Annotated in this window: 14 protein-coding genes; 5 read left to right on the plus strand and 9 right to left on the minus strand. The window is 65.7% G+C overall.

Annotated features, from left to right (window positions below; translation table 11 throughout):
- Window positions 1-118 precede the first annotated feature (118 nt).
- A complete protein-coding gene (locus E3T51_RS17315; RefSeq protein ID WP_104190914.1) occupies window positions 119-415 on the minus strand; it encodes a DUF3073 domain-containing protein in 297 nt (98 codons plus the stop codon).
- A 152-nt stretch (window positions 416-567) separates the two neighbouring features.
- Between E3T51_RS17315 and E3T51_RS05440 the strand changes: the two genes are divergently transcribed.
- A complete protein-coding gene (locus tag E3T51_RS05440; protein WP_134528473.1) occupies window positions 568-1653 on the plus strand; it encodes an NAD(P)-binding domain-containing protein in 1086 nt (361 codons plus the stop codon).
- Between the two features lie 18 nt (window positions 1654-1671).
- Here the strand turns inward: E3T51_RS05440 and E3T51_RS05445 are convergent, their stop codons facing one another.
- From E3T51_RS05445 to E3T51_RS05460, 4 genes are all read right to left on the minus strand, one after another.
- On the minus strand, window positions 1672-3813 hold the full coding sequence (locus tag E3T51_RS05445; protein WP_420898406.1) for an APC family permease: 2142 nt from the start codon (window positions 3811-3813) through the stop codon (window positions 1672-1674).
- A 132-nt stretch (window positions 3814-3945) separates the two neighbouring features.
- Complete coding sequence (locus E3T51_RS05450) at window positions 3946-4683, minus strand: PadR family transcriptional regulator (RefSeq protein WP_134528478.1); 738 nt, start codon at window positions 4681-4683, stop codon at window positions 3946-3948.
- Window positions 4680-5603, minus strand: a complete 924-nt coding sequence (locus E3T51_RS05455) for a DUF4097 family beta strand repeat-containing protein (protein ID WP_166806389.1) — start codon at window positions 5601-5603, stop codon at window positions 4680-4682. Before E3T51_RS05455 ends, E3T51_RS05450 begins: the two co-directional genes overlap by 4 nt.
- 86 nt (window positions 5604-5689) lie before the next feature.
- Complete coding sequence (locus E3T51_RS05460) at window positions 5690-6442, minus strand: CPBP family intramembrane glutamic endopeptidase (RefSeq protein WP_338145144.1); 753 nt, start codon at window positions 6440-6442, stop codon at window positions 5690-5692.
- A gap of 154 nt (window positions 6443-6596) precedes the next feature.
- Here E3T51_RS05460 and E3T51_RS05465 point away from each other — a divergent pair, with 154 nt between their 5' ends.
- Window positions 6597-7757, plus strand: a complete 1161-nt coding sequence (locus tag E3T51_RS05465; protein WP_134528483.1) for a M20/M25/M40 family metallo-hydrolase — start codon at window positions 6597-6599, stop codon at window positions 7755-7757.
- Here the strand turns inward: E3T51_RS05465 and yczE are convergent.
- Entirely contained in the window at window positions 7754-8377 is a 624-nt protein-coding gene (gene yczE, locus E3T51_RS05470; RefSeq protein ID WP_198417840.1) for a membrane protein YczE, read from the minus strand. The two genes, E3T51_RS05465 and yczE, sit on opposite strands and share 4 nt — an antisense overlap.
- A 52-nt stretch (window positions 8378-8429) precedes the next feature.
- Here yczE and E3T51_RS05475 point away from each other — a divergent pair, with 52 nt between their 5' ends.
- A complete protein-coding gene (locus tag E3T51_RS05475) occupies window positions 8430-11540 on the plus strand; it encodes an efflux RND transporter permease subunit (RefSeq protein ID WP_134528489.1) in 3111 nt (1036 codons plus the stop codon).
- Window positions 11541-11587: 47 nt separating this feature from the next.
- Here E3T51_RS05475 and E3T51_RS05480 read toward each other — a convergent pair whose 3' ends face one another.
- The gene (locus tag E3T51_RS05480; RefSeq protein WP_134528492.1) at window positions 11588-13162 is read right to left on the minus strand and encodes a M23 family metallopeptidase; all 1575 of its coding nucleotides are present in this window, start codon (window positions 13160-13162) and stop codon (window positions 11588-11590) included.
- Between the two features lie 225 nt (window positions 13163-13387).
- Window positions 13388-14974 carry a histidine ammonia-lyase gene (gene hutH, locus E3T51_RS05485; RefSeq protein ID WP_134528495.1) on the minus strand — a complete coding sequence of 529 codons (1587 nt, stop codon included), beginning with the start codon at window positions 14972-14974 and terminating at the stop codon, window positions 13388-13390.
- Window positions 14975-15117: 143 nt separating this feature from the next.
- Here hutH and E3T51_RS05490 point away from each other — a divergent pair, with 143 nt between their 5' ends.
- The gene (locus E3T51_RS05490; RefSeq protein WP_134528497.1) at window positions 15118-15888 is read left to right on the plus strand and encodes an IclR family transcriptional regulator; all 771 of its coding nucleotides are present in this window, start codon (window positions 15118-15120) and stop codon (window positions 15886-15888) included.
- Between the two features lie 96 nt (window positions 15889-15984).
- Here E3T51_RS05490 and E3T51_RS05495 read toward each other — a convergent pair whose 3' ends face one another.
- On the minus strand, window positions 15985-16446 hold the full coding sequence (locus E3T51_RS05495) for a GNAT family N-acetyltransferase (protein ID WP_104190988.1): 462 nt from the start codon (window positions 16444-16446) through the stop codon (window positions 15985-15987).
- Window positions 16447-16705: 259 nt separating this feature from the next.
- Between E3T51_RS05495 and E3T51_RS05500 the strand changes: the two genes are divergently transcribed.
- The gene (locus tag E3T51_RS05500) at window positions 16706-18757 is read left to right on the plus strand and encodes a DEAD/DEAH box helicase (protein ID WP_134528500.1); all 2052 of its coding nucleotides are present in this window, start codon (window positions 16706-16708) and stop codon (window positions 18755-18757) included.
- Window positions 18758-18919: the final 162 nt, after the last annotated feature.

The following is an 18919-nucleotide window of genomic DNA, read 5'->3' on the forward strand; positions in this document are numbered from 1 at the left end:
TTGCGGGCTCCGGGCGCAGACGCCTGCGACGAGCGCTGATTTCTGCGGTCGTTGCTGGATGGGCGCCGAACCGCCGCGCCTACGTCAGGAACGCCCGGACAGCGGACGCAGAGGGAGCTTAGGCGCGCTTCTGCTCGTCTTCGGTGGCGTAGTGGTCGACGTAACGGTCATCGTCGCCGTCGGGATCGTCATCGTCGTCGTCATCGTCAGAGGAATTCGCTGCGCCATCGGTGGCGGCACTCTTGGCCTTGTCCGCTTCGTACTCGGGCCACTTGGCGAGGTCTTCGTCGAGGCGCGGGTCGGACGGATGCCCGGTCAACTCGCGTTCGAGCGCGTTGTAATTGGTATCCGGGCTGAAATACTTCAGCTCCCGAGCTACCTTGGTGTGCTTTGCTTTTTGACGGCCGCGCCCCATGCGTGACCCCCTTACGATGCCAGGCCGAGCGAGTCGCGAGACCCTCGGGATTTGCCGAACGGAATGTGTAAAAACTAGAGTTTAGTTTAGCATGATGGGCCTTGTGCCCCGCGGACGCCGTTCGCACGGCTAATCCGTAGGAATGGGGTGACATGACGGGTAACGTCAGCGTGCCCATCGTCATCATCGGCGCCGGCCAGGCCGGGCTCTCCGTTGGTTTCTACCTACGTCGGTTTGAGCTCGTGGCCGGGCGCGATTTTATTATCTTCGACCGGGGCCCGGGCACGGGTGGCGCGTGGCAGCACCGCTGGCAGGCCCTGCATCTCGGGTCGGCGCACCGCGTCAACGACCTTCCCGGTATGAAAGAACTTGGCCTGAGCTTTAATACGGCCGACCATACCGTTCCGGCCCGCGACGTCGTCAGCGACTACTACCGCGACTACGAGCAGCACTATGAACTCAATGTCGTGCGTCCGGTGACCGTGACCAGCGTGGCTCCGATGCAGTCCGACCTCGTCGTGGCCACGAGTTCGCCCGTTTTCGGCGACCAAAAAACCAACGCGCGCATGATCGTGAACGCGACCGGGACCTGGGGGGCGCCGTTCGTGCCGCACTACCCCGGTGCGCGCACCTTCGGGGGAGCGCAGGTGCATACGGCGAACTACGTCTCGAGTGAAGAGTTCGCCGGTCAGCGTGTCGTCGTGGTCGGCGGCGGAACGTCAGCGATCGGGTTCCTGCTCGAGCTTGAGGGGGTGGCGAGCGACCTGACCTGGGTGGCACGTCGTCCGATCGATTTCAGTCACACCGACGAGCTGGCAGAAGTGACCGCCGTGGCGGCCGTGATGTCGCAGGATCGTGCGGCTCGGGCAGGCAAAGCCCTCCCGAGCATTGTCAGCGGTGCCGGGGTACCGGTCACGCGCCGCATCGCGGCCGGCATCGACCGGGGAGTGCTCGTGGCTCGCCCCATGTTTTCGAGCATTGAGCCGACCGGTGTGCGGTGGAGTGATGGAACCTTCACCGAGGCGGACGCGATCGTCTGGGCATCCGGTTTTCGGCCAGAGCTGCGGCACCTGGCCCCGCTCAAGCTGCGGGAAAAAGCCGGCGGCGTTTCGGTGGGTTCCGGTGTGTCCGGGACCGACCCGCGCATCTTCTTCGCCGGATACGGCCCGCAGGCGAGCACTGTCGGTGCCAACCGGGCCGGTCGCATCATCGCAAGGCAAATCATGGCCAGGTTGTAGCCGGACGCCGCGTTCGTTTTACTTGCGCTTACGGCGACGGGATGCCGACGGTCGCGACTGCGACGGAACGGTTCCGACGATCGGAGCCGACTTTGTTGCCCCGTCCACGGTGCCCGCCGACGGGGCGAGCGGTCGGCGCGATACCGGCCGGGAGCGCACCGGCTCTCCACGACGGTCCTGACCGGGGATCGGGCGGGAGCGGCGGCCATAGATGAGCTCAGAGGAGTCGAGCAGCCACGGCACGAGGGCAATCGTGACACCGTGCACGAGCATGAGCTTCTGGCGCAGCCGACGTGCCTTGTGGTTGTGCAGCAGGCCTTCCCACCAGTGCCCGACGATGTAGATCGGCGTGTACACGGTGATGACCTCGGAACCGTGATCCTGGCGACGCTCCTTGATATAGCTGATCAGCGGCCAGCTGATGTCGCGGTAGGGCGAGGCGACGATGCGCAGGGGCACCTGAATGTTCTGTTTGACCCAGGCACGTTTGAGTTCCTTGGTCTCGGCGGTGTCAATGGAGACGTGCACCGCTTCAAGACTGACATGCCGCGCCGCGATGGCGTAGTCGAGGGCCTTCAGCACGGGCTTCTGCATTTTGCCGACGAGCACGATTGCATGGTCGCCCTGCGAGCCGAAGGTCGTGATCGGGTCGACCTCGATCTCTTTGGCGACGTCCCGGTAATACCGGTTGACGCCCATCATGAGAAAGAAAAGAATCGGCATCATCACGAAGACGAGCCAGGCGCCGTGGGTGAATTTCGTCACCGTGACGACGATGAGCACGACGCCGGTCAGTGCGGCTCCAAAACCGTTGATCGACAGGCTCAGAATGATCGAACCCCGGTTCGGAGGGTTCTTCTTCAGCAGTTTCAGCCAGTGCCGCACCATGCCGGTCTGGCCGAGGGTGAACGACACGAACACACCGATGATGTAAAGCTGAATCAGCACGGTGAGGTTGGCCTGATAGACGACCATGATCGCCACTGCGGCCAGGGCCAGCAGAACGACACCGTTGGAATAGATGAGCCGGTCGCCGCGGGTACTCAGCGACTTGGGTGCGTAGGAGTCCCGGGCGAGAACGGAGCCGAGGAGTGGGAAACCGTTGAAGGCCGTGTTCGCGGCCAGCAGTAGCACGGCCGCTGTAGCTGCCTGCAGCACGAAGAACATGATGGAGAAATCGCCGAAGGTTGCGGCGGCGACCTGGGCGATCAGGCTGCGCTGCGGAGCCGTGGCGCACTCGGCCCAGCCGATCAGGTCGCAGGCGCGCTCCGCGTAATGCACCTGGGAAATGAGGGCGAGCGCCGTCAATCCGACGAACAATACGATGGCGATGCCGCCCATCAGGGTGAGCGTGCGCTGGGCGTTCTTGACCTTGGGATGTTTGAAGGCGGGCACCCCATTGGCGATCGCCTCCACGCCGGTCAGGGCGGAGCATCCGCTCGCGAAGGAGCGCAGCAACAGCAGGATGAACGCGGCCTGGGCCAGGTTCTCGCCTTGAACGGTGTACCCGGCGGACTCCGCAACCGGGGCATCGCCGAGGAGAGCCCGCCCGAGTCCGACGATGATCATGAGCAGCACGCTGCCGATGAACAGGTAGGTCGGAACGGCGAAGGCCTTGCTCGACTCCCGGACGCCGCGCAGGTTGGCTGCCGCCAGCAAAATGATGAACACGACGGCGAGCTCGACGCGCAGGGGGGCCAGTGCGGGTATTGCTGAGATGATGTTGTCCACGCCGCTCGCGACCGACACGACCACGGTCATCACGTAATCGACCAGCAGAGCGGATGCGACGACCAGACCGGCCTTCTCGCCCAGGTTCTTGTGGGCGACCTCGTAGTCGCCGCCGCCAGAGGGGTACGCCTTGATCAGCTGGCGGTACGACGCGACCACGACGACGAGCAGCACCACGACTACCGCGGCCACCCCCGGCGCGAAGCTCAGAAAAGCGAGCCCGCCGAGGGTGAGAATCATGAGCAGTTCCTGCGGCGCGTAGGCCACGCTCGACAGCGGGTCGCTCGCAAAAATGGGCAGGGCGAGGTGTTTGGGCAGCAGTTGGCCGTCCAAGTGCTCGGTGGGGAGCGGATCGCCGATGATCCACCGCTTGGGTGAACGGTTCTCTGGTACGGGGGCATTCGCCTCGGGTGTCACGAGGGATGACACTACACCTACCCGGTTCCCTATCAAATCGAATAGCCGATGCAAAACCGGTAAAATTCCGACACGCCGTGCGTTTTGGCCGAAAAAAGCGGCGTGTCGCGAAAATCACCGGCCTTGCCTACCAGTTTTGCAGGGCTACGGTTCCAGAGTGGCGAGAACGCTTGCGCGCACGTCGGCGAGCTTTCGGCGGAGTGACGAAACAGTGTCGGGCGGCAGGACCGACCGGTAGGCCTTTGTGCGCAGGTCGGCGCGCAGCTGCTGCCGAAACTCGTTGAGCACCATGTCGGCCTCACGCAGAGCACGCGTGGAATCGTGGCGCGCGCTCGGGGCAGCGTCACTCGGTGAAGCGTCGGCCGGGGCAGTGGCGGCCGAGGGTTCGGCGGGCGGGTGCTCGGGGGGCATCGCGCGCTCCCCGGTCGACACGCCCGATGGATCCCAGGAACCGGGCGTGCCGTCGTAGCCGCGCGGTTCAGAAGCGGTGGAACCGCGCGCCTGCCGCGCGGCCGAGGCGAGGTCGGCGCGCAGGGTTTTCATAGCGGAATTGACGCCGCTGCGCACCTGGTCGGCGAGGCGCCGCACGGAGTCGGTTACCTCGTCTTCAATTGCTCCGAGTTCGCCGTCGCGGGCGAGCACCTCGGCGCGGCCGGCATCGGTAATCTGGTAGACGGTCTTGCGGCCGTCGGCCTGCTTGGTGACGAGGCCCTCCTCTTCGAGCTTCGCCAGCCGCGGGTAGATCGTGCCGGCGCTCGGGCTGTAGGTGCCACCGAACCGATTGCTCAGCGCCTGGATCAGTTCGTAGCCGTGTCGGGGCCGTTCGGCGAGCAAGCTCAGCAGGTAGAGGCGCAGGCTGCCGTGGGCGAACATGGCGCTCATGCCGGGTCCTGCACGGTATCAACGGAGGCTGGCGGCACGGCATCCGCGGCGCTGGTCGAGGCTGTACCGGTCGAGGCTGTACCGGTCGATTCGGCGCCGGTTTGTGCCGCGCCCGCGGTCTCGCTGCGCACGACCGAGATGTCGCCAGACACGGAGTTGGAGCGCAGGTCGAGCCAGCTGCCGTCGAGGGCGCCGGTGGAACCCTCATAGCCCTTCCCGAACGCGGTGCGCACGGTGTGGTCATCCAGTTGGAGTGTGCCAGAGAGGGTGTTGAGGTGATAGCGCGCGGCAACGCGGGGCTCAAGCCGCACGGTGAGGTCGCCGCTAACCGAGTTCGTCACGATCTGGTCCGGCGCGCCGGCCAGGTCGAGGAACACGTTGCTGGAAACCCCGTCGAGCGTGAACTGACGGATGCTGCCGCTCGCCGTGATATCGCCCGATACGGTTTGCACGGAAATCGCTCCGACGTGATTGCGCACCGAGATTTCGCCGTTCACCGCGTTGAGGTCGAGGTCGCCCTGTACGTCGTCGATGACGAGATCGCCGGAAACGGTGCTGAGTTTCGCGTCATTGCGGAGGCCAGAGACGAGAGCATCGGCCGAGACGACCCCGAAGCGCAGCGCGACGTCGCGGGGAACGGAGATGCTCACCTCGGCGCGTGCGGTGCCGCGAAACGACGCGAACACGTCGATGAAATTATCCCAGCGCAGCTGCGGGTGATCGATCTCGAGGCGGTCGCCGTCCATCGATATCTTCAGGTCTTTGCCGGTGACGCCGTGCACTTCGATGCGCACACCTGGCTCGTCATGGCCGATGATGTCGACCGTACCGCCGATGAGGCCGACCTTAAGCTTGCGCACCAGTTCGATATCGATGATCTTGGTCTGCCCGGGGGCGACCAGCCATTTTTCCAATGACACCGTATGTCCTTTCAGAGGTGTGAACTCGCGCTATATCGCGTGTTTAGGTAACACGATATATCGCGTTCCTAAGAGGTGCAAGAGGGTCAGTACAGAAAAATGGCCAGCCAGTCGCGATTGTGCGCGTGCACGAGTACGAGAAACACCACGACATCGAACAGAAGGTGCACACAGACCACGTAGGTCAGTGACCGGGTGCGGGCGAAGGTGTAGCCCTGCAAGAGAGCAAATGGAACCGTCAGCAGCGGACCCCACGACTGGTAGCCGAGCTCCCAGAGAAACGACGAAAAGATCACGGCCTGCAAAATATTGGCCTGCCAGTCGGCAAAATGCCGGCGCAACAGGGCGAAGGCAATGCAGATGAAGAACAATTCGTCCCAGATGCCCACAAAGCCCACGCCCACGAACAGCCGGGCGATCTCATCGGGCGCGGTCACCGCCGGCCAGTTCTGGTACGCGCCGCTTCCGATGAAATAGCTCGGCAAAATGAGATACCCAAGTAGCACCACGATCGGCAGATAGGCGCGTTCAAGAGTGGTCCAGCGCTGCCCGGTGCGAATCGGAAACCGAATCGCGTGGTCCTTGAAGTAATACCGCGAGAGGAGGTACGGCGTGAGCACGGAGAGGCTCAACACCGTTCCCATGAGGGCGATGTTGGGGTAGCTGATGTTCGCCTCGACCGAGATCGTGCTGATGATCACGAGGCCGACGGCAAGGAGCAACAGGTCACGAAACAGGGCCCGGTTGATCAGAAACGCGAGCACGAGCGCCGCGGCCAGCGTCGCGTAGCCGGGAAGCGGCATCCGCAATGCGAAGAGCAGCACAGAAGATGCGCTCACCAACCCCGCCGGAATCAGCCCCCACTGCCTTGTCTTGCCCATGCTGCACCCTACCCAGGGCAGCGCCCAATTTCGGGAGAGCGGGCAAATGGTTGCTGGAGCACCTGCGAAGCAGCGACGTACCCGCTTTCGCGAGAGGGCCTAGATTCAAGGAATGACCCGTCTACCCTCTGAGATTCATCCCGTCGCGATCTTGCAGCAGCTCGTGCGCATCGATTCGGTGAACCCCGACCTCGTACCGGGAGCCGCCGGAGAGGCCGAGATCGCGGCCTGGTGCGCTGACTGGCTGCGCCGGCAGGGTTTCGACGTCTCGGTGCTGGAGCAGACTCCCGGGCGCCCGTCGGTCGTCGGCGTGAAGCGTGGAACCGGCATCGGCCGCTCGATCATGCTCAACGCCCACCTCGACACGGTCGGCGTCGCAACCTATGCCGGCGACCCGTTCAGCGGTGATCTCCGTGACGGCCGGGTGTACGGGCGCGGGGCCGTCGATACCAAGAGCGGGCTCGCGGCCATTCTCGTGGCGGCGGCGCGGGCATCCGCGCACGGGCTGGCCGGGGACGTGATCGTGACGCTGGTCGCCGACGAAGAATTCAGCAGCATCGGCACCGAGGAGGTGCTGCGCAGTTTTCGAGCCGACGCCGCCCTGGTGGTCGAGCCGAGCAGCCTCGAACTCACCACAGCGCACCGCGGCTTCGCCTGGTTCGAACTTGAGCTGACCGGCCTCGCCGCGCACGGCTCACAGCCAGAGCTCGGCGTCGACGCCATCTGGCACGCCGGCCTGGCCCTGCGCGCCCTCGACGGCCTGCGTCAACGGTTAAACGCTGCCCCGGCGCACGCGACTCTCGGCCACGGCGCGGTGCGGGTGTCGAAAATCGCCGGTGGTGACGATGCCGCCACCGTCGCGGCCCGCTGCGTACTCACGCTGGAACGGCGGATGCTGCCTGGCCAGTCACCCGACAGCGTCGAGGCCGAATTAAGTGCCCTGTTCACCGAGCTGGCCATTGAAGAACCCCAGTTCCAGTTCACGCTGACCAGACTGGTAGCCCGCGCTGCATTCGAGGCCGAGCCGCACTGGCCGATCCTGCGTGCGCTGTCCGGCAATGCCGAACGCGTACTCGGCCACCCGGCGGCCACCCGCGGCGAACCGTTCTGGACCGACGCCGGACTCATTCTCGAATCCGGCATACCCTGCGTCGTGTTCGGTGCCGACGGCGAGGGCCTGCACGCCGACACCGAGTGGGTCGACGCGCAGTCGGTGCTCGCGCTCGCCGACATTCTGACGGGCACGATCACCGAATTCTGTAGGCCCAGCTAGAGGGGCGTAGTGAGGGCGGGATCGGCCGCACGAACGGTGCCCACGGGGCGTTTGATCGCGAAGAAAGGGATCGTGCGCTGGCAGAGGGGACCGATCAGCACGGCGAAGAGTGCGGTGCCGATTCCCACGTTGCCTCCGAGCGCCCAGCCGATACCGAGCACGATCACCTCGATGCCGGTACGTACGATCCAGATCTTCCAGCCGGTGCGCTCGTGCAAACCGGTCATCAGGCCGTCGCGCGGGCCGGGGCCAAAGTGCGACCCGATGTAGAGGCCGGTGGCGACCGCAATCAGCAGCAGCCCCGCGGCGAAGAGCAGAATGCGCGCCCACAGATCGAGGTCGGCGGGAATCAGCCACAGGCCAACATCCGCTGCCGGGCCAACAAGGACGGCGTTCAGCAGCGTTCCGGCCCCGGGCTTCTGCCGAATCGGGATCCACAACAACAGCACCGCCCCGCTCAAGAGAATCGTGATCAGTCCGAAGCCCAGGTGGGTGTGGTTGTCGATGCCCTGGGTCAGCACATCCCAGGGGGCCACGCCAATTCCAGCACGCACAATCAACGCGATGCCGATTCCGTAGAGGAAGAGGCCAATCAGCAATTGGATCAGTCGACGAGTCACGAAGATTTAGTCTAAAGGTCGGACCGTCTGTGTGCACTGACATACTAAGTTGGTGCATTTTCTCGCGGTAGTGAGCATGAAGAATCGGGCGCTGATCGCCCTCATCACCATTGTGGCGGCCGTGTTCGGCAGCCTGGCCCTGACCGGGCTCAAGCAGGAGCTCATTCCGTCTTTGCAGCTTCCTCAGCTGCTCGTGTCGACGAGCTACCCGGGGGCGTCGCCGCAGGTCGTCAACGACGACGTGTCGACCCCGATCGAGACCGCCATACAGGGCCTCGTCGGCCTCGAGACGACGTCGACGACGAGCGACACCAACTCATCGCTGGTGAGCGCCACCTTCACGTACGGCACCGATCTGGTCAAGGCGGAATCCCGCATCGGCCAAGCCATCAACCGCATAAAAAACGTGCTGCCGGCCGATGTCGACCCGCAGGTGATCAGCGGAAGCATCGATGATTTTCCGGTGATCTCGCTCGCGGTCGCGTCGAGCGATACCGCGGCGCTCGCCGACGAACTGAAACGCAGCGTGCTCGGCGACATTCGCGACGTAGCCGGCGTGCGCGCCGCCGCCCTGGTCGGCGACATCGGACGCCGGGTCACGATCACACCCAACGCCGCTGAGCTCGCCGCGCGCGGGCTCAGCGCTCAAAACATCACGTCGGCGCTGCAACAGAACGGGTCGCTGATTCCGGCCGGCGCGATCACCGAGGGGGACACGACCCTGTCAGTGCAGGCGGGCTCGCGGCTCGGGTCGGTCGACGACATCGCGGCGCTGCCGCTCATTGCCAGCTCGGCCGGTTTCACCGGTGCCACCACCCCCGCGGATGCCGGAGCCACGACCATCGGTGACGTCGCCACTGTCGACCTCGTCGAGAACCCGGTCACGAGTATTTCCCGGGTAAACGGCGAACCCGCTCTGACCATTGCTGTCACCAAGATTCCTGCGGCCAACACCGTGGACGTGTCCGAGGCGGTGCGCGCCATGCTTCCGCAGCTCGAGGCGGCCGTCGCGCCGGCCACGTTCACGGTCGTGTTCGACCAGGCGCCGTTTATCCAACAGTCGATTGATGCGCTCACCCAGGAAGGCCTGCTCGGCCTCGGCTTCGCGGTCATCGTGATTTTGCTGTTTCTGCTCTCGGTGCGCGCGACCCTGGTCACGGCCATCTCGATTCCGACCTCGGTGCTGATCACCTTCATCGGCCTGCAGAGCGTGGGCTATTCGCTCAATATCCTCACCCTCGGAGCACTCACGATCGCCATCGGCCGGGTTGTCGACGACTCGATCGTGGTCATTGAAAACATTAAACGGCACCTTGTTGCCGGCGCCGACCGCGCTGCCACAATCGTCTTCGCAGTGCGCGAAGTGGCCGGAGCGATTACGGCTTCGACCGTCACGACGGTCACGGTGTTCCTGCCGATCTCCTTTGTGGGCGGATCGACCGGGGAATTGTTTCGTCCCTTTGCGCTCACCGTGACGATCGCTCTACTCGCCTCGCTGCTCGTGTCACTGACCATCGTGCCCGTGCTCGCGTACTGGTTTCTGCGGGCGCCGAAAGCCGTCGTGGCCGCCGTATCCGCTTCGACCGGGCTGTCGGAAGCGGCCGAGGCCGGCGAAAACCCGGGACGACTGCAGAAGGGCTACCTGCCGGTCATTCGGTTCACCCTAAAGCACGCCGTCGCGACCTTGCTGCTGGCCGTTTTCGTGCTCGGCGGCACGGCCGCGCTCGTGCCGTTCATGAAAATCAACTTTCTCGGGTCAACCGGGCAGAACACCTTTCGGGTGACGCAAACGCTGCCGGTAGGCAGCAGTCTCGCGGCGCAGGATGTGGCATCCGCTTCGGTCGAGACCGCGCTGCAGGGCCTCGACGGCATCGACATCGTGCAGCTGTCGATCGGCGGTGGAAGCGCAGCGAGCGCCTTCCGCGGCGGAGCTCCCACCTCGAGCGCCGTGACCTATTTGATCACCACCGTCGACGGTGCCAACGCCGATGCGGTGCAAAACCACGCGCGCATTGCCCTCGCCAAACTGGGCGACGTGGGCGAGATCTCGGTGGCTGCCGCGAGCGGTTTCGGGGCCTCCTCCGACATCGCCGTCGATATCACAGCGGCCACGGATGCCGACCTTCAGGCCGCGACGACGTCCATTCTCAGCGCGGTGCAGAAACTCCCCGCCATCAGGGAGAGCGCGAGCACTCTCGCCTCCTCGCTGCCATACCTGGCCGTCACGGTTGACCGTAAGGCCGCAGCTGCTGCCGGGTTGAGCGAATTTGCTCTCGGCACGCTCGTGTCGCAGGCCATGCAGCAAAGCGCCATTGGATCGATTGTGATAGACGAGACCAACCTGACCGTGTACCTGTCATCGGAGTCGCCGCCGACGACATCCGCTGATCTCGCAGCCGTGCAGATTCCGACCCGCACCGGATCGGTGGCCCTGGAAACCCTCGCGACCGTCGAACAGGTCGAGGGGCCGAGCACCCTCACTACGACGAAGGGGCTGCGCACGGCGACCGTCTCAGCAACCCCTGCGAGCAACGACCTGGGCGCGGCGAACGCGCAACTGAGCCGGATGCTCGATAACACGAAGCTACCGACCGGGGCTGCCGCTACGCTCGGCGGGGTCAGCGCCGACCAGGCCGAGGCGTTTCAGCAGCTCGGCGTCGCCATGCTCGTGGCCATTCTCATCGTGTACATCGTGATGGTGGCAACGTTCCGGTCGCTGCTGCAACCGCTGCTGCTGCTCGTATCGGTGCCGTTCGCGGCGACCGGGGCGATTGCGCTCCAGGTTGCAACCGGCATTCCGCTGGGCGTGCCGTCCCTGATCGGGGTGCTCATGCTGATCGGGATCGTGGTGACCAACGCCATCGTGCTGGTCGACCTGGTCAACCAGTACCGGCGGCGCGGCCTGTCGGTGCCTGACGCCCTGGTCGCCGGCGCAAGCCGCAGGCTGCGGCCCATTCTGATGACGGCGCTCGCTACCATCTTCGCCCTACTGCCGATGGCAACCGGCCTCACCGGCCACGGCGGATTCATCTCCCAGCCGCTCGCCCTCGTCGTCATCGGCGGGCTCGTATCGTCGACCGTGCTGACGCTGATTGTGCTGCCGGTGCTGTACCTGCTGGTCGAGGGCGCTCGAGAGCGGCGGGCGCTTCGTCGAATCGACTGAACTCGGCCGAATCACACCCTGTCCCGCCCTAGCTATTCAGGGACCAGCTAGCCGCCGAGAACGACGCCGCGATTCAGGAAGAATGATTGCGGGTCGATGCGTACGCTGTCGACCCGAACCTCGACGTGGGAGTGGCAGCCGGTGGACAGACCGGTGTTGCCGATGCTGCCAATCTGCTGGCCGGCGGTGACCCGATCACCGGTAGCGACCGAGGTTTCACCGCTGGCGAGGTGCGCATAGCCCGTCTGCACACCCTCCCCATGGTCGAGCAGAATCCAATTACCGTAACTGCCCACGGAGCCCGCTGCCCGCACGATTCCGGCGGTGGCGGCGAAAACAGGGGCTCCGCAGCTCGCCCCAATGTCAGTGCCGTAGTGGAACGCGCCGACTCCGGGGAGTGGGCGAATCGGGCGTGGCCCATAGGTATCCGTTATGGCACCGTGCACGGGGTTGGCCCAACCCTGCGCGCTGAGCTGGCCGACGTCGGTGCGAATGATCGGCCGCACATCGAGCGCGGCCAGCGTTGCTGCAGCGTTCGCCGCCTGCGATGCCGCGGCGACCAGCGCCAGACCCGCAGCCTCGAAGTTGATCGAGGCCGCGTCGAGTGTCGCCTGGCTCGCGTCGACCGGCACTGAGCTCGCAGCAGCGCGCGTTTCAGCGTCCTGCTGACTTAGCTTTACTGCTCGCGCCTGGTCAGTTTCGGCATCGGCCCTGAGCGTTTCGATGTTGTCGGTCACGCGGTCCAGCTGGTCGAGCGTGCTGAGCTGGTCGAGCACGTTGTCCAGCGAGTGCCCGCCGAGAAAGACGTCGGCGATTCCAGCACCGTTTTGTTGTTGAGCGAGCTTGCGTGCGAGCACGGCGAAGCTGCGGCTGGAGACGCTCGCTTGCTGCGAGGCCTCAACGGCTAGCCGATGAACGAGAGCGGCGCGGCCCTGCGCGATCGTCTGACTTGCTCGCGTTGCTTCCAGGTCGTCGCGAGCGGTGTCGAGCGCGGCTTGCGTGGTTTGCGAGCGAGTGAGGGCTGTCGCCAACGCTGCGGCCCGTTCCACGCTGAGTTCCTGGGCGGAAGCGCGCTGCGCTACAGCCTGATCTGCCGCGGCACGCTGTTCGGCGAGCGCTCGTGCAGCAGTTGCCCGGGCGGTGGCCGCCGCCTGCGCGGATGTCGCGGCTGCTGCTTCTGCCGCCGCCACGGAATCGGTGGGTGCGCCCGGGGTTGGGTCGACCGACGGTTCAATGGTTGGTTGCGGGGTTTCAGACACCGGCGGGATGGGGCCATCACTCGGTTCCGGCGCGGGCTCCTCCGTTGGGGGCGGGGTCGGCGTTGGTGTGGAATCGATGTCCGGTGTCGGTGTCGGTGTCGGTGTCGGCGTTGGTTCCGGTTGCGGGGAAGGGCTGGTGATTGGCTCAAGGGCTGGTTCTGGTTCTGGTTCTGGTTCTGGTTCTGGTGTGGGTGTGGGTGTGGGTGTGGGTGCGGTTGACGGTTCAGGCGTAGGCGTTGCGGCGGGGGTCGGCTCCGCCGTCGCGATCGGTGCCGGGCTCGCGGCGGAGCCGGCGGGCACCTCGTCGGCGCTCGCCGCGACCGGTGCGCCGAACAGTGCGAGTGACATGATGACGACTGTCACCAGCCAGCCTTCAGCGCCCCGCGGCACTCGACGCCGTGGTCTCGCTCGCCCAAGCCGAACGGTGTGAGAGCGGGCGGCGGGTAGCAACATTGAAGTACCTGATCCATTCGGGTAATGGATTTCCGCGGCTCGGGCGGGCCAGCGTGGCGCAAGTATGGCACGGTACTGCAATGCTTACAACGGGTTGGAGGCGTTGTGCAAGGTCGCTACAAGGTTGGCCGAACCTTAGGCCAATCCGGTTCCGGCAGCCAAGCGCACCGCACCCGACGCCACGAGACCCGCAACGCCTTCTATTTCGAGGGAGAGAAAGCGGTCGTGGCCGGGGCCGCCAGCGACGGTGCGCACGAGGTCGCGCACCGCTCCGGTCGCCGCAGCCGGGGCGAGCGGCGCCCTCAGGTCGAGCGATCGGGCGGCGGTCATGATCTCGATCGCGAGCACCCGGCCGAGTCCGTCGAGCGACCGGCGCAGCTTGCGCGCGGCATGCCAGCCCATCGAGACGTGGTCCTCCTGCATCGCCGAGGAGGGAATCGAGTCAACTGATGCCGGCGCGGCGAGGCGCTTAAGCTCCGACACGATTCCGGCTGCGGTGTACTGCGCGATCATGAGTCCGGAGTCCACGCCAACCTCGTGTGCCAGAAACGGTGGCAGGCCCTTGCTGCGGCTCGCATCGAGGTGACGGTCGGTGCGTCGTTCACTCATGCTGGCGACATCCGCTGAGGCGATGGCGAGAAAGTCCAGCACGTAGCCGAGTGGGGCGCCGTGAAAGTTGCCGTTCGACAATACTCGCCCGTCGATGGTGACGACCGGGTTGTCGATGGCGCTGGCCAGTTCGCGGCCGGCTACCAGGGCGGCATGGGCGGCCGTGTCGCGCGCGGCGCCGTGCACCTGCGGGGCGCAGCGCAGGGAGTAGGCGTCCTGCACCGACGCGTCTTCCGGGCCGGCATGGCTCGCCAGCAGGCCCGAGCCATGGAGCAGGTGGCGCAGATTCGCGGCGCTGTCGGCCTGACCGAGCTGGGGCCGCAGCTGCTGCAGATCAGCCGCGAAGACGGCGTCCGTTCCAAGCAGAGCCTCCACGCTCATCGCCGCGGCGATGTCCGCCGTTACGAGCAGACGCGTGAGATCGTCGAGGGCGAGCACGAGCATGCCGAGCATGCCGTCAGTGCCGTTAATCAGGGCGAGGCCCTCCTTTTCGGCGAGCACGACCGGTGCGATTCCGGCGGCGGCCAGGGCTTCTTTGCCACCGACCAGAACACCGGTTGCGTCGCGCGCCTGGCCTTCGCCCATCACAACGAGGGCACAGTGGGCGAGGGGGGCGAGGTCGCCGGAACAGCCGAGCGAGCCGTATTCGTGCACGACGGGAGTGATCTCTGCGTTCAGCACGGCGGCATAGGTCTCGGCGGTGGCGGGCCGCACGCCGGTGCGACCCGTCATCAGGGTGCTCAGGCGCAGCAGCATCAGAGCGCGCACGACCTCGCGTTCCACCTCGGGGCCGCTGCCGGCGGCGTGCGAGCGCACGAGGCTCGCCTGAAGCTGGGCGCGCCGGTCGGGCGTGATGAACGTTGTCGCGAGGGCGCCGAATCCGGTGGAGATGCCGTAGTGCGGCTCGGTATCGGCGGCGAGGGCGTCGATGATCGTGCGCGTCGCAGCGACCTGCGTGAGGCTTGCCGGGTCGAGCGTCACGCGCGCGTTGTGGCGCGCGACGGCAATGACATCGGAAAAAGTGAGCGCGGCGGTGCCGATGACGACACCCCTGCCAGCGGATGCCCCGCTCGGGCCGTGCGCGGATGTGCCGAGGGAAGTCGCGATGGTCATTCTTTGATTGCACACCCGCGCCGAGGTGGGCGATACGCCGATAGAGTGGAAACTGTCCGGGATACCGGACATGCATCCGCTTTGAACGCATACGGAACATGTGCAGATGGGCGGCCCAGCGCCAGCGCAGACGAGGACCTGCCATGAAAGCACCGTCCAAGGTTCCGGCCGCCCAAAGCGTTCTGCGCGTGTTGGCACACCTCGCCGCGCAGCGTGGGCCGACGCCGGCGGCCGTGGTAGCAAGCGCCCTCGACCTGCCGCGCTCGACCGTCTACCAATTGCTCGACGTGCTCGTGGCCGAGGGGTTCGTCGTGCACCTGCCCGAGGAACACCGCTACGGGCTCGGCGTCGCCGCGTTCGAGCTGAGCTCCGGGTTCAGTCGCCAGGAACCGCTTTCCAGGCTCGGCCGCCCGCTGATTGCCAAGCTCGTCGACCGGTTGGGGGAGAGCGCACACCTCGTCGTGCTGCACGGACGCGACGTCATCTACCTCGTCGAGGAACGTGCCGCACATCGCCCCTCCCTCGTCTCCGATGTCGGGGTGCGTCTGCCCGCCCACCTCACCGCGAGCGGACGCGCCCTGCTCGCAGCCCTGCCCGCAGCCCAATTGCGTGCGCTCTTCCCGACCTCGGGCCTCGAACAACGCGACGGTCGGGGTCCGCGCACGAAGCTCGAGCTGAGGGCCGTGCTCGATCGTGTCAGAACGGATACCTACGCCACCGAAGACGGTGAGATCACGCCCGGCATTGCCTCGGTCGCGCTCGCCGTGCGCGACCATGCCGGCTGGCCGGCCGCCGCGATCGCGGTGACGTTCGCGCACGACCGGTTCGCCGAGGCCTACTGGCCGGAGATCGCCCAGATTGTGGCGGCGACGGCCGCAGAACTGTCCAGTCGCATCGGCGGCCGCCCGCGCTGAGGCGTGGCCGGGCACCGCCGCGCCTCGCGGCACTCCCTAAAGAAACGGGCACTCGTTCCTCAGGGTGCCAGCTTCTTCAACGAGTGCCGCGAGCGGTTACAGGCTTTTCGCGAAGCAGACGCTGAGTTCTTCGCCGACATACGGGCCGAACAGGTCGATTTGCTCGTAGCCGCGCCCGCGGTACAACGCCATCGCCGCGTGTTGCAGCGTGCCCGTTTCCAACGCGAGAGAACGGATGCCGCGGCCAGCGGCATCCGCTTCGATGCGGTCGAGCAGGCGGCCGGCCACACCGCGGCCCCGAGCCTCTGCGTGCACGAACAGTCGCTTCAATTCAGCGCAGGTATCGGGACCGAGCGGAACGAGGGCGGCCATGCCGCAGGCGTTGCCGAGCGCGTCGCGAGCCACGTACACGTCGACGCCGGGACGCTCGAGTTCGTCGGTGCTGAGCAGAAACGTGTTCTCCACCGGGTACAAGGAGTACGCGAAAACGGTGCCGGCGGCGAGAAGTGCCTCGACGTCGGCCTGCCGGGGTGGCTCAATACTGATCGAAATGGTCATGTCACCAGAATAGAGCGAGGCAATGTGTGCCCCGCTGCGTGACTTTTCAGGATGCATCGGGTAATGTAGATAAGTCGGCTCTTGACACCGCGCTGTGCGCGGATGGGTTTGTAAGTCAAGTTGGGCCGGTTTCCCAGTAATCCGCTGGTGAAAAATCACTGTATGTGAACGGCCCCGACCAAGATTGCTCGGGTTCTCAGTTACGTCGCACGTGCGATGTTGTTCTGCCATGTACTGAACACAACCCAGAGATATTTTTATGCCTCAAGGCAATTCGCACAACTCCTCCGTCGGTCGCGGCGGTAAGAACTTTGATCCCAAGTACGCCTCCAAGGGTGGACCGGGCCACGGCGGCTCCAACAACGCCGGCAGCAAGAGCCCCGGACACCGCGGTTATCGCGCTGACGAGGGCGCGCCCAAGAAGCAGCGCTGGAACGCCGACGAGCGCGCCGCGCGTTCGAACGAGCGGCCCTCGAGCGAGCGCCCAGCCTACGGCTCGCGTTCCGTTCGCCCCGAAAACGGCGGCCGTACCAACAGCGAGCGCAACGAACGTCCCGCCTACAATAACGATCGTCCCCGCACGGATCGTCCGGCCTACAACAACGACCGTCCGGCGCGTACCGAGCGTCCCTCCTATGGTGACCGCAACAGCGCTCCCCGTACCGAGCGTCCGTCCTATGGCGACCGGGCGCCGCGCACTGACCGTCCGGCCTACAACAATGATCGTCCGGCCCGTACGGAGCGTCCGTCGTATGGCGACCGTGCGCCGCGCACGGATCGTCCGGCGTACAACAATGATCGTCCGGCCCGTACGGAGCGTCCGTCGTACGGCGACCGTGCCCCGCGCACGGATCGTCCGGCGTACAACAATGATCGTCCGGCGCGCACCGAGCGTCCGTCCTATGGAGACCGCGCCCCGCGTAGCTTCGACGACCGCGCCCCGCGTAGCTTCGACGACCGCGCCCCGCGTCGTTCGAACGACGACCGCCCGCCCCGTCGTGACTTCGGTAGCGACCGTCCGAGCGATGGCGACAGCAAGTTCTACCCGAAGCGCAGCGAAAACGGCGCCAAGCCGACCTTCGCCGGTGGCGACGACGTTGTACTCGAGCGTCTCGAAGCCATCGCGACGACGGCCTCCGATGTCGTCGGTGTGACGTTCGGCGACCTGGGTCTCGGCGAGAACATCGTGCGCGAGCTCGCCGCCCTCGGCGCTCCGTCACCGTTCCCGATCCAGGCTGCGACCATCCCCGACGTGCTCGCCGGGCGCGACGTGCTCGGCCGTGGCAAGACCGGATCCGGCAAAACCATCGCCTTCGGCGCTCCCCTGGTGGAGAAGCTGATGGAGAACAACGGTGCCAAGGACCGCAAGATGGCCCGCAAGCCTCGCGCGCTCATCCTGGCCCCGACCCGTGAGCTCGCCCTGCAGATCGACCGCACCGTGCAGCCCATCGCCCGCAGCGTCGGCCTCTTCACCACCCAGATCTACGGCGGCGTTCCGCAGTACCGCCAGGTCAGCGCCCTCCAGCGCGGCGTGGACATCATCATCGGCACCGCCGGCCGCATCGAAGACCTCATCGACCAGGGTCGTCTCGACCTGAGCGAAGTCGTCGTGACCGTGCTCGACGAGGCCGACTACATGTGCGACCTCGGGTTCCTTGAGCCGGTGCAGCGCATCCTGCGCCAGACCAAAGCCGGCGGCCAGAAGCTGCTCTTCTCCGCGACCCTCGACAAGGGTGTTGCCTCGCTGGTCAAAGAATTTTTGACCAACCCGGCCGTGCACGAGGTTGCCGGCGAAGACCAGGCCTCTTCAACGATCGACCACCGCGTGCTCGTCATCGAGCACCGCGACAAGGGCCGCATCATCGAAGAGCTCGTCAACCGTGAGGGTAAGACGCTCATCTTCAGCCGCACTCGCGCCTACGCTGAGCAGCTCGCCGACCAGCTCGAAGACGCCGGAGTCAAGGCCACGAGCCTGCACGGTGACCTCAACCAAGCTCGTCGTACCCGCAACCTGCAGATGCTCACGAGCGGCCGGGTCAATGTGCTCGTCGCAACGGATGTCGCTGCTCGCGGCATCCACGTCGACGATATCGACCTGGTCATCCAGGCCGATGCCCCCGACGAGTACAAGACGTACCTGCACCGTGCCGGGCGTACCGGTCGCGCCGGCAAGACCGGAACTGTCGTGACGCTCATCCCCAAGCAGCGCAAGCGCCGCATGGACGAGCTGCTCGATCGGGCCGAGATCGACGCGAGCTACACCTCCGCCACCCCCGGTGACGCGGCTGTGCGCGAACTCGCCAACATCTAGTATCAATTCGCACATTCGCTTGTAGCCAAAATGGGCATCCACCGTTCGGTGGGTGCCCATTTTGTTTTCTTTCCCATTAGGGGCACGATCAGTTGTAGGCACCAGGGGGGAATGCACGAGGATCGGCTGCACTGAAGCAGCCGATGGGCTCCCCGGTCGCCC

The sequence above is a fragment of the Cryobacterium serini genome (genome assembly GCF_004404025.1).
In the GTDB taxonomy this organism is placed as follows: Bacteria; Actinomycetota; Actinomycetes; order Actinomycetales; family Microbacteriaceae; genus Cryobacterium; species Cryobacterium serini.

Excerpts from the sequence above, each read along its gene's own strand:
- E3T51_RS17315 (WP_104190914.1), bottom strand. The coding sequence starts at position 415 with ATGGGGCGCGGCCGTCAAAAAGCAAAGCACACCAAGGTAGCTCGGGAG.
- E3T51_RS05440 (WP_134528473.1), top strand. The coding sequence starts at position 568 with ATGACGGGTAACGTCAGCGTGCCCATCGTCATCATCGGCGCCGGCCAG.
- E3T51_RS05450 (WP_134528478.1), bottom strand. The coding sequence starts at position 4,683 with ATGAGCGCCATGTTCGCCCACGGCAGCCTGCGCCTCTACCTGCTGAGC.
- E3T51_RS05465 (WP_134528483.1), top strand. The coding sequence starts at position 6,597 with ATGACCCGTCTACCCTCTGAGATTCATCCCGTCGCGATCTTGCAGCAG.
- hutH (WP_134528495.1), bottom strand. The coding sequence starts at position 14,974 with ATGACCATCGCGACTTCCCTCGGCACATCCGCGCACGGCCCGAGCGGG.
- E3T51_RS05490 (WP_134528497.1), top strand. The coding sequence starts at position 15,118 with ATGAAAGCACCGTCCAAGGTTCCGGCCGCCCAAAGCGTTCTGCGCGTG.
- E3T51_RS05495 (WP_104190988.1), bottom strand. The coding sequence starts at position 16,446 with ATGACCATTTCGATCAGTATTGAGCCACCCCGGCAGGCCGACGTCGAG.
- E3T51_RS05500 (WP_134528500.1), top strand. The coding sequence starts at position 16,706 with ATGCCTCAAGGCAATTCGCACAACTCCTCCGTCGGTCGCGGCGGTAAG.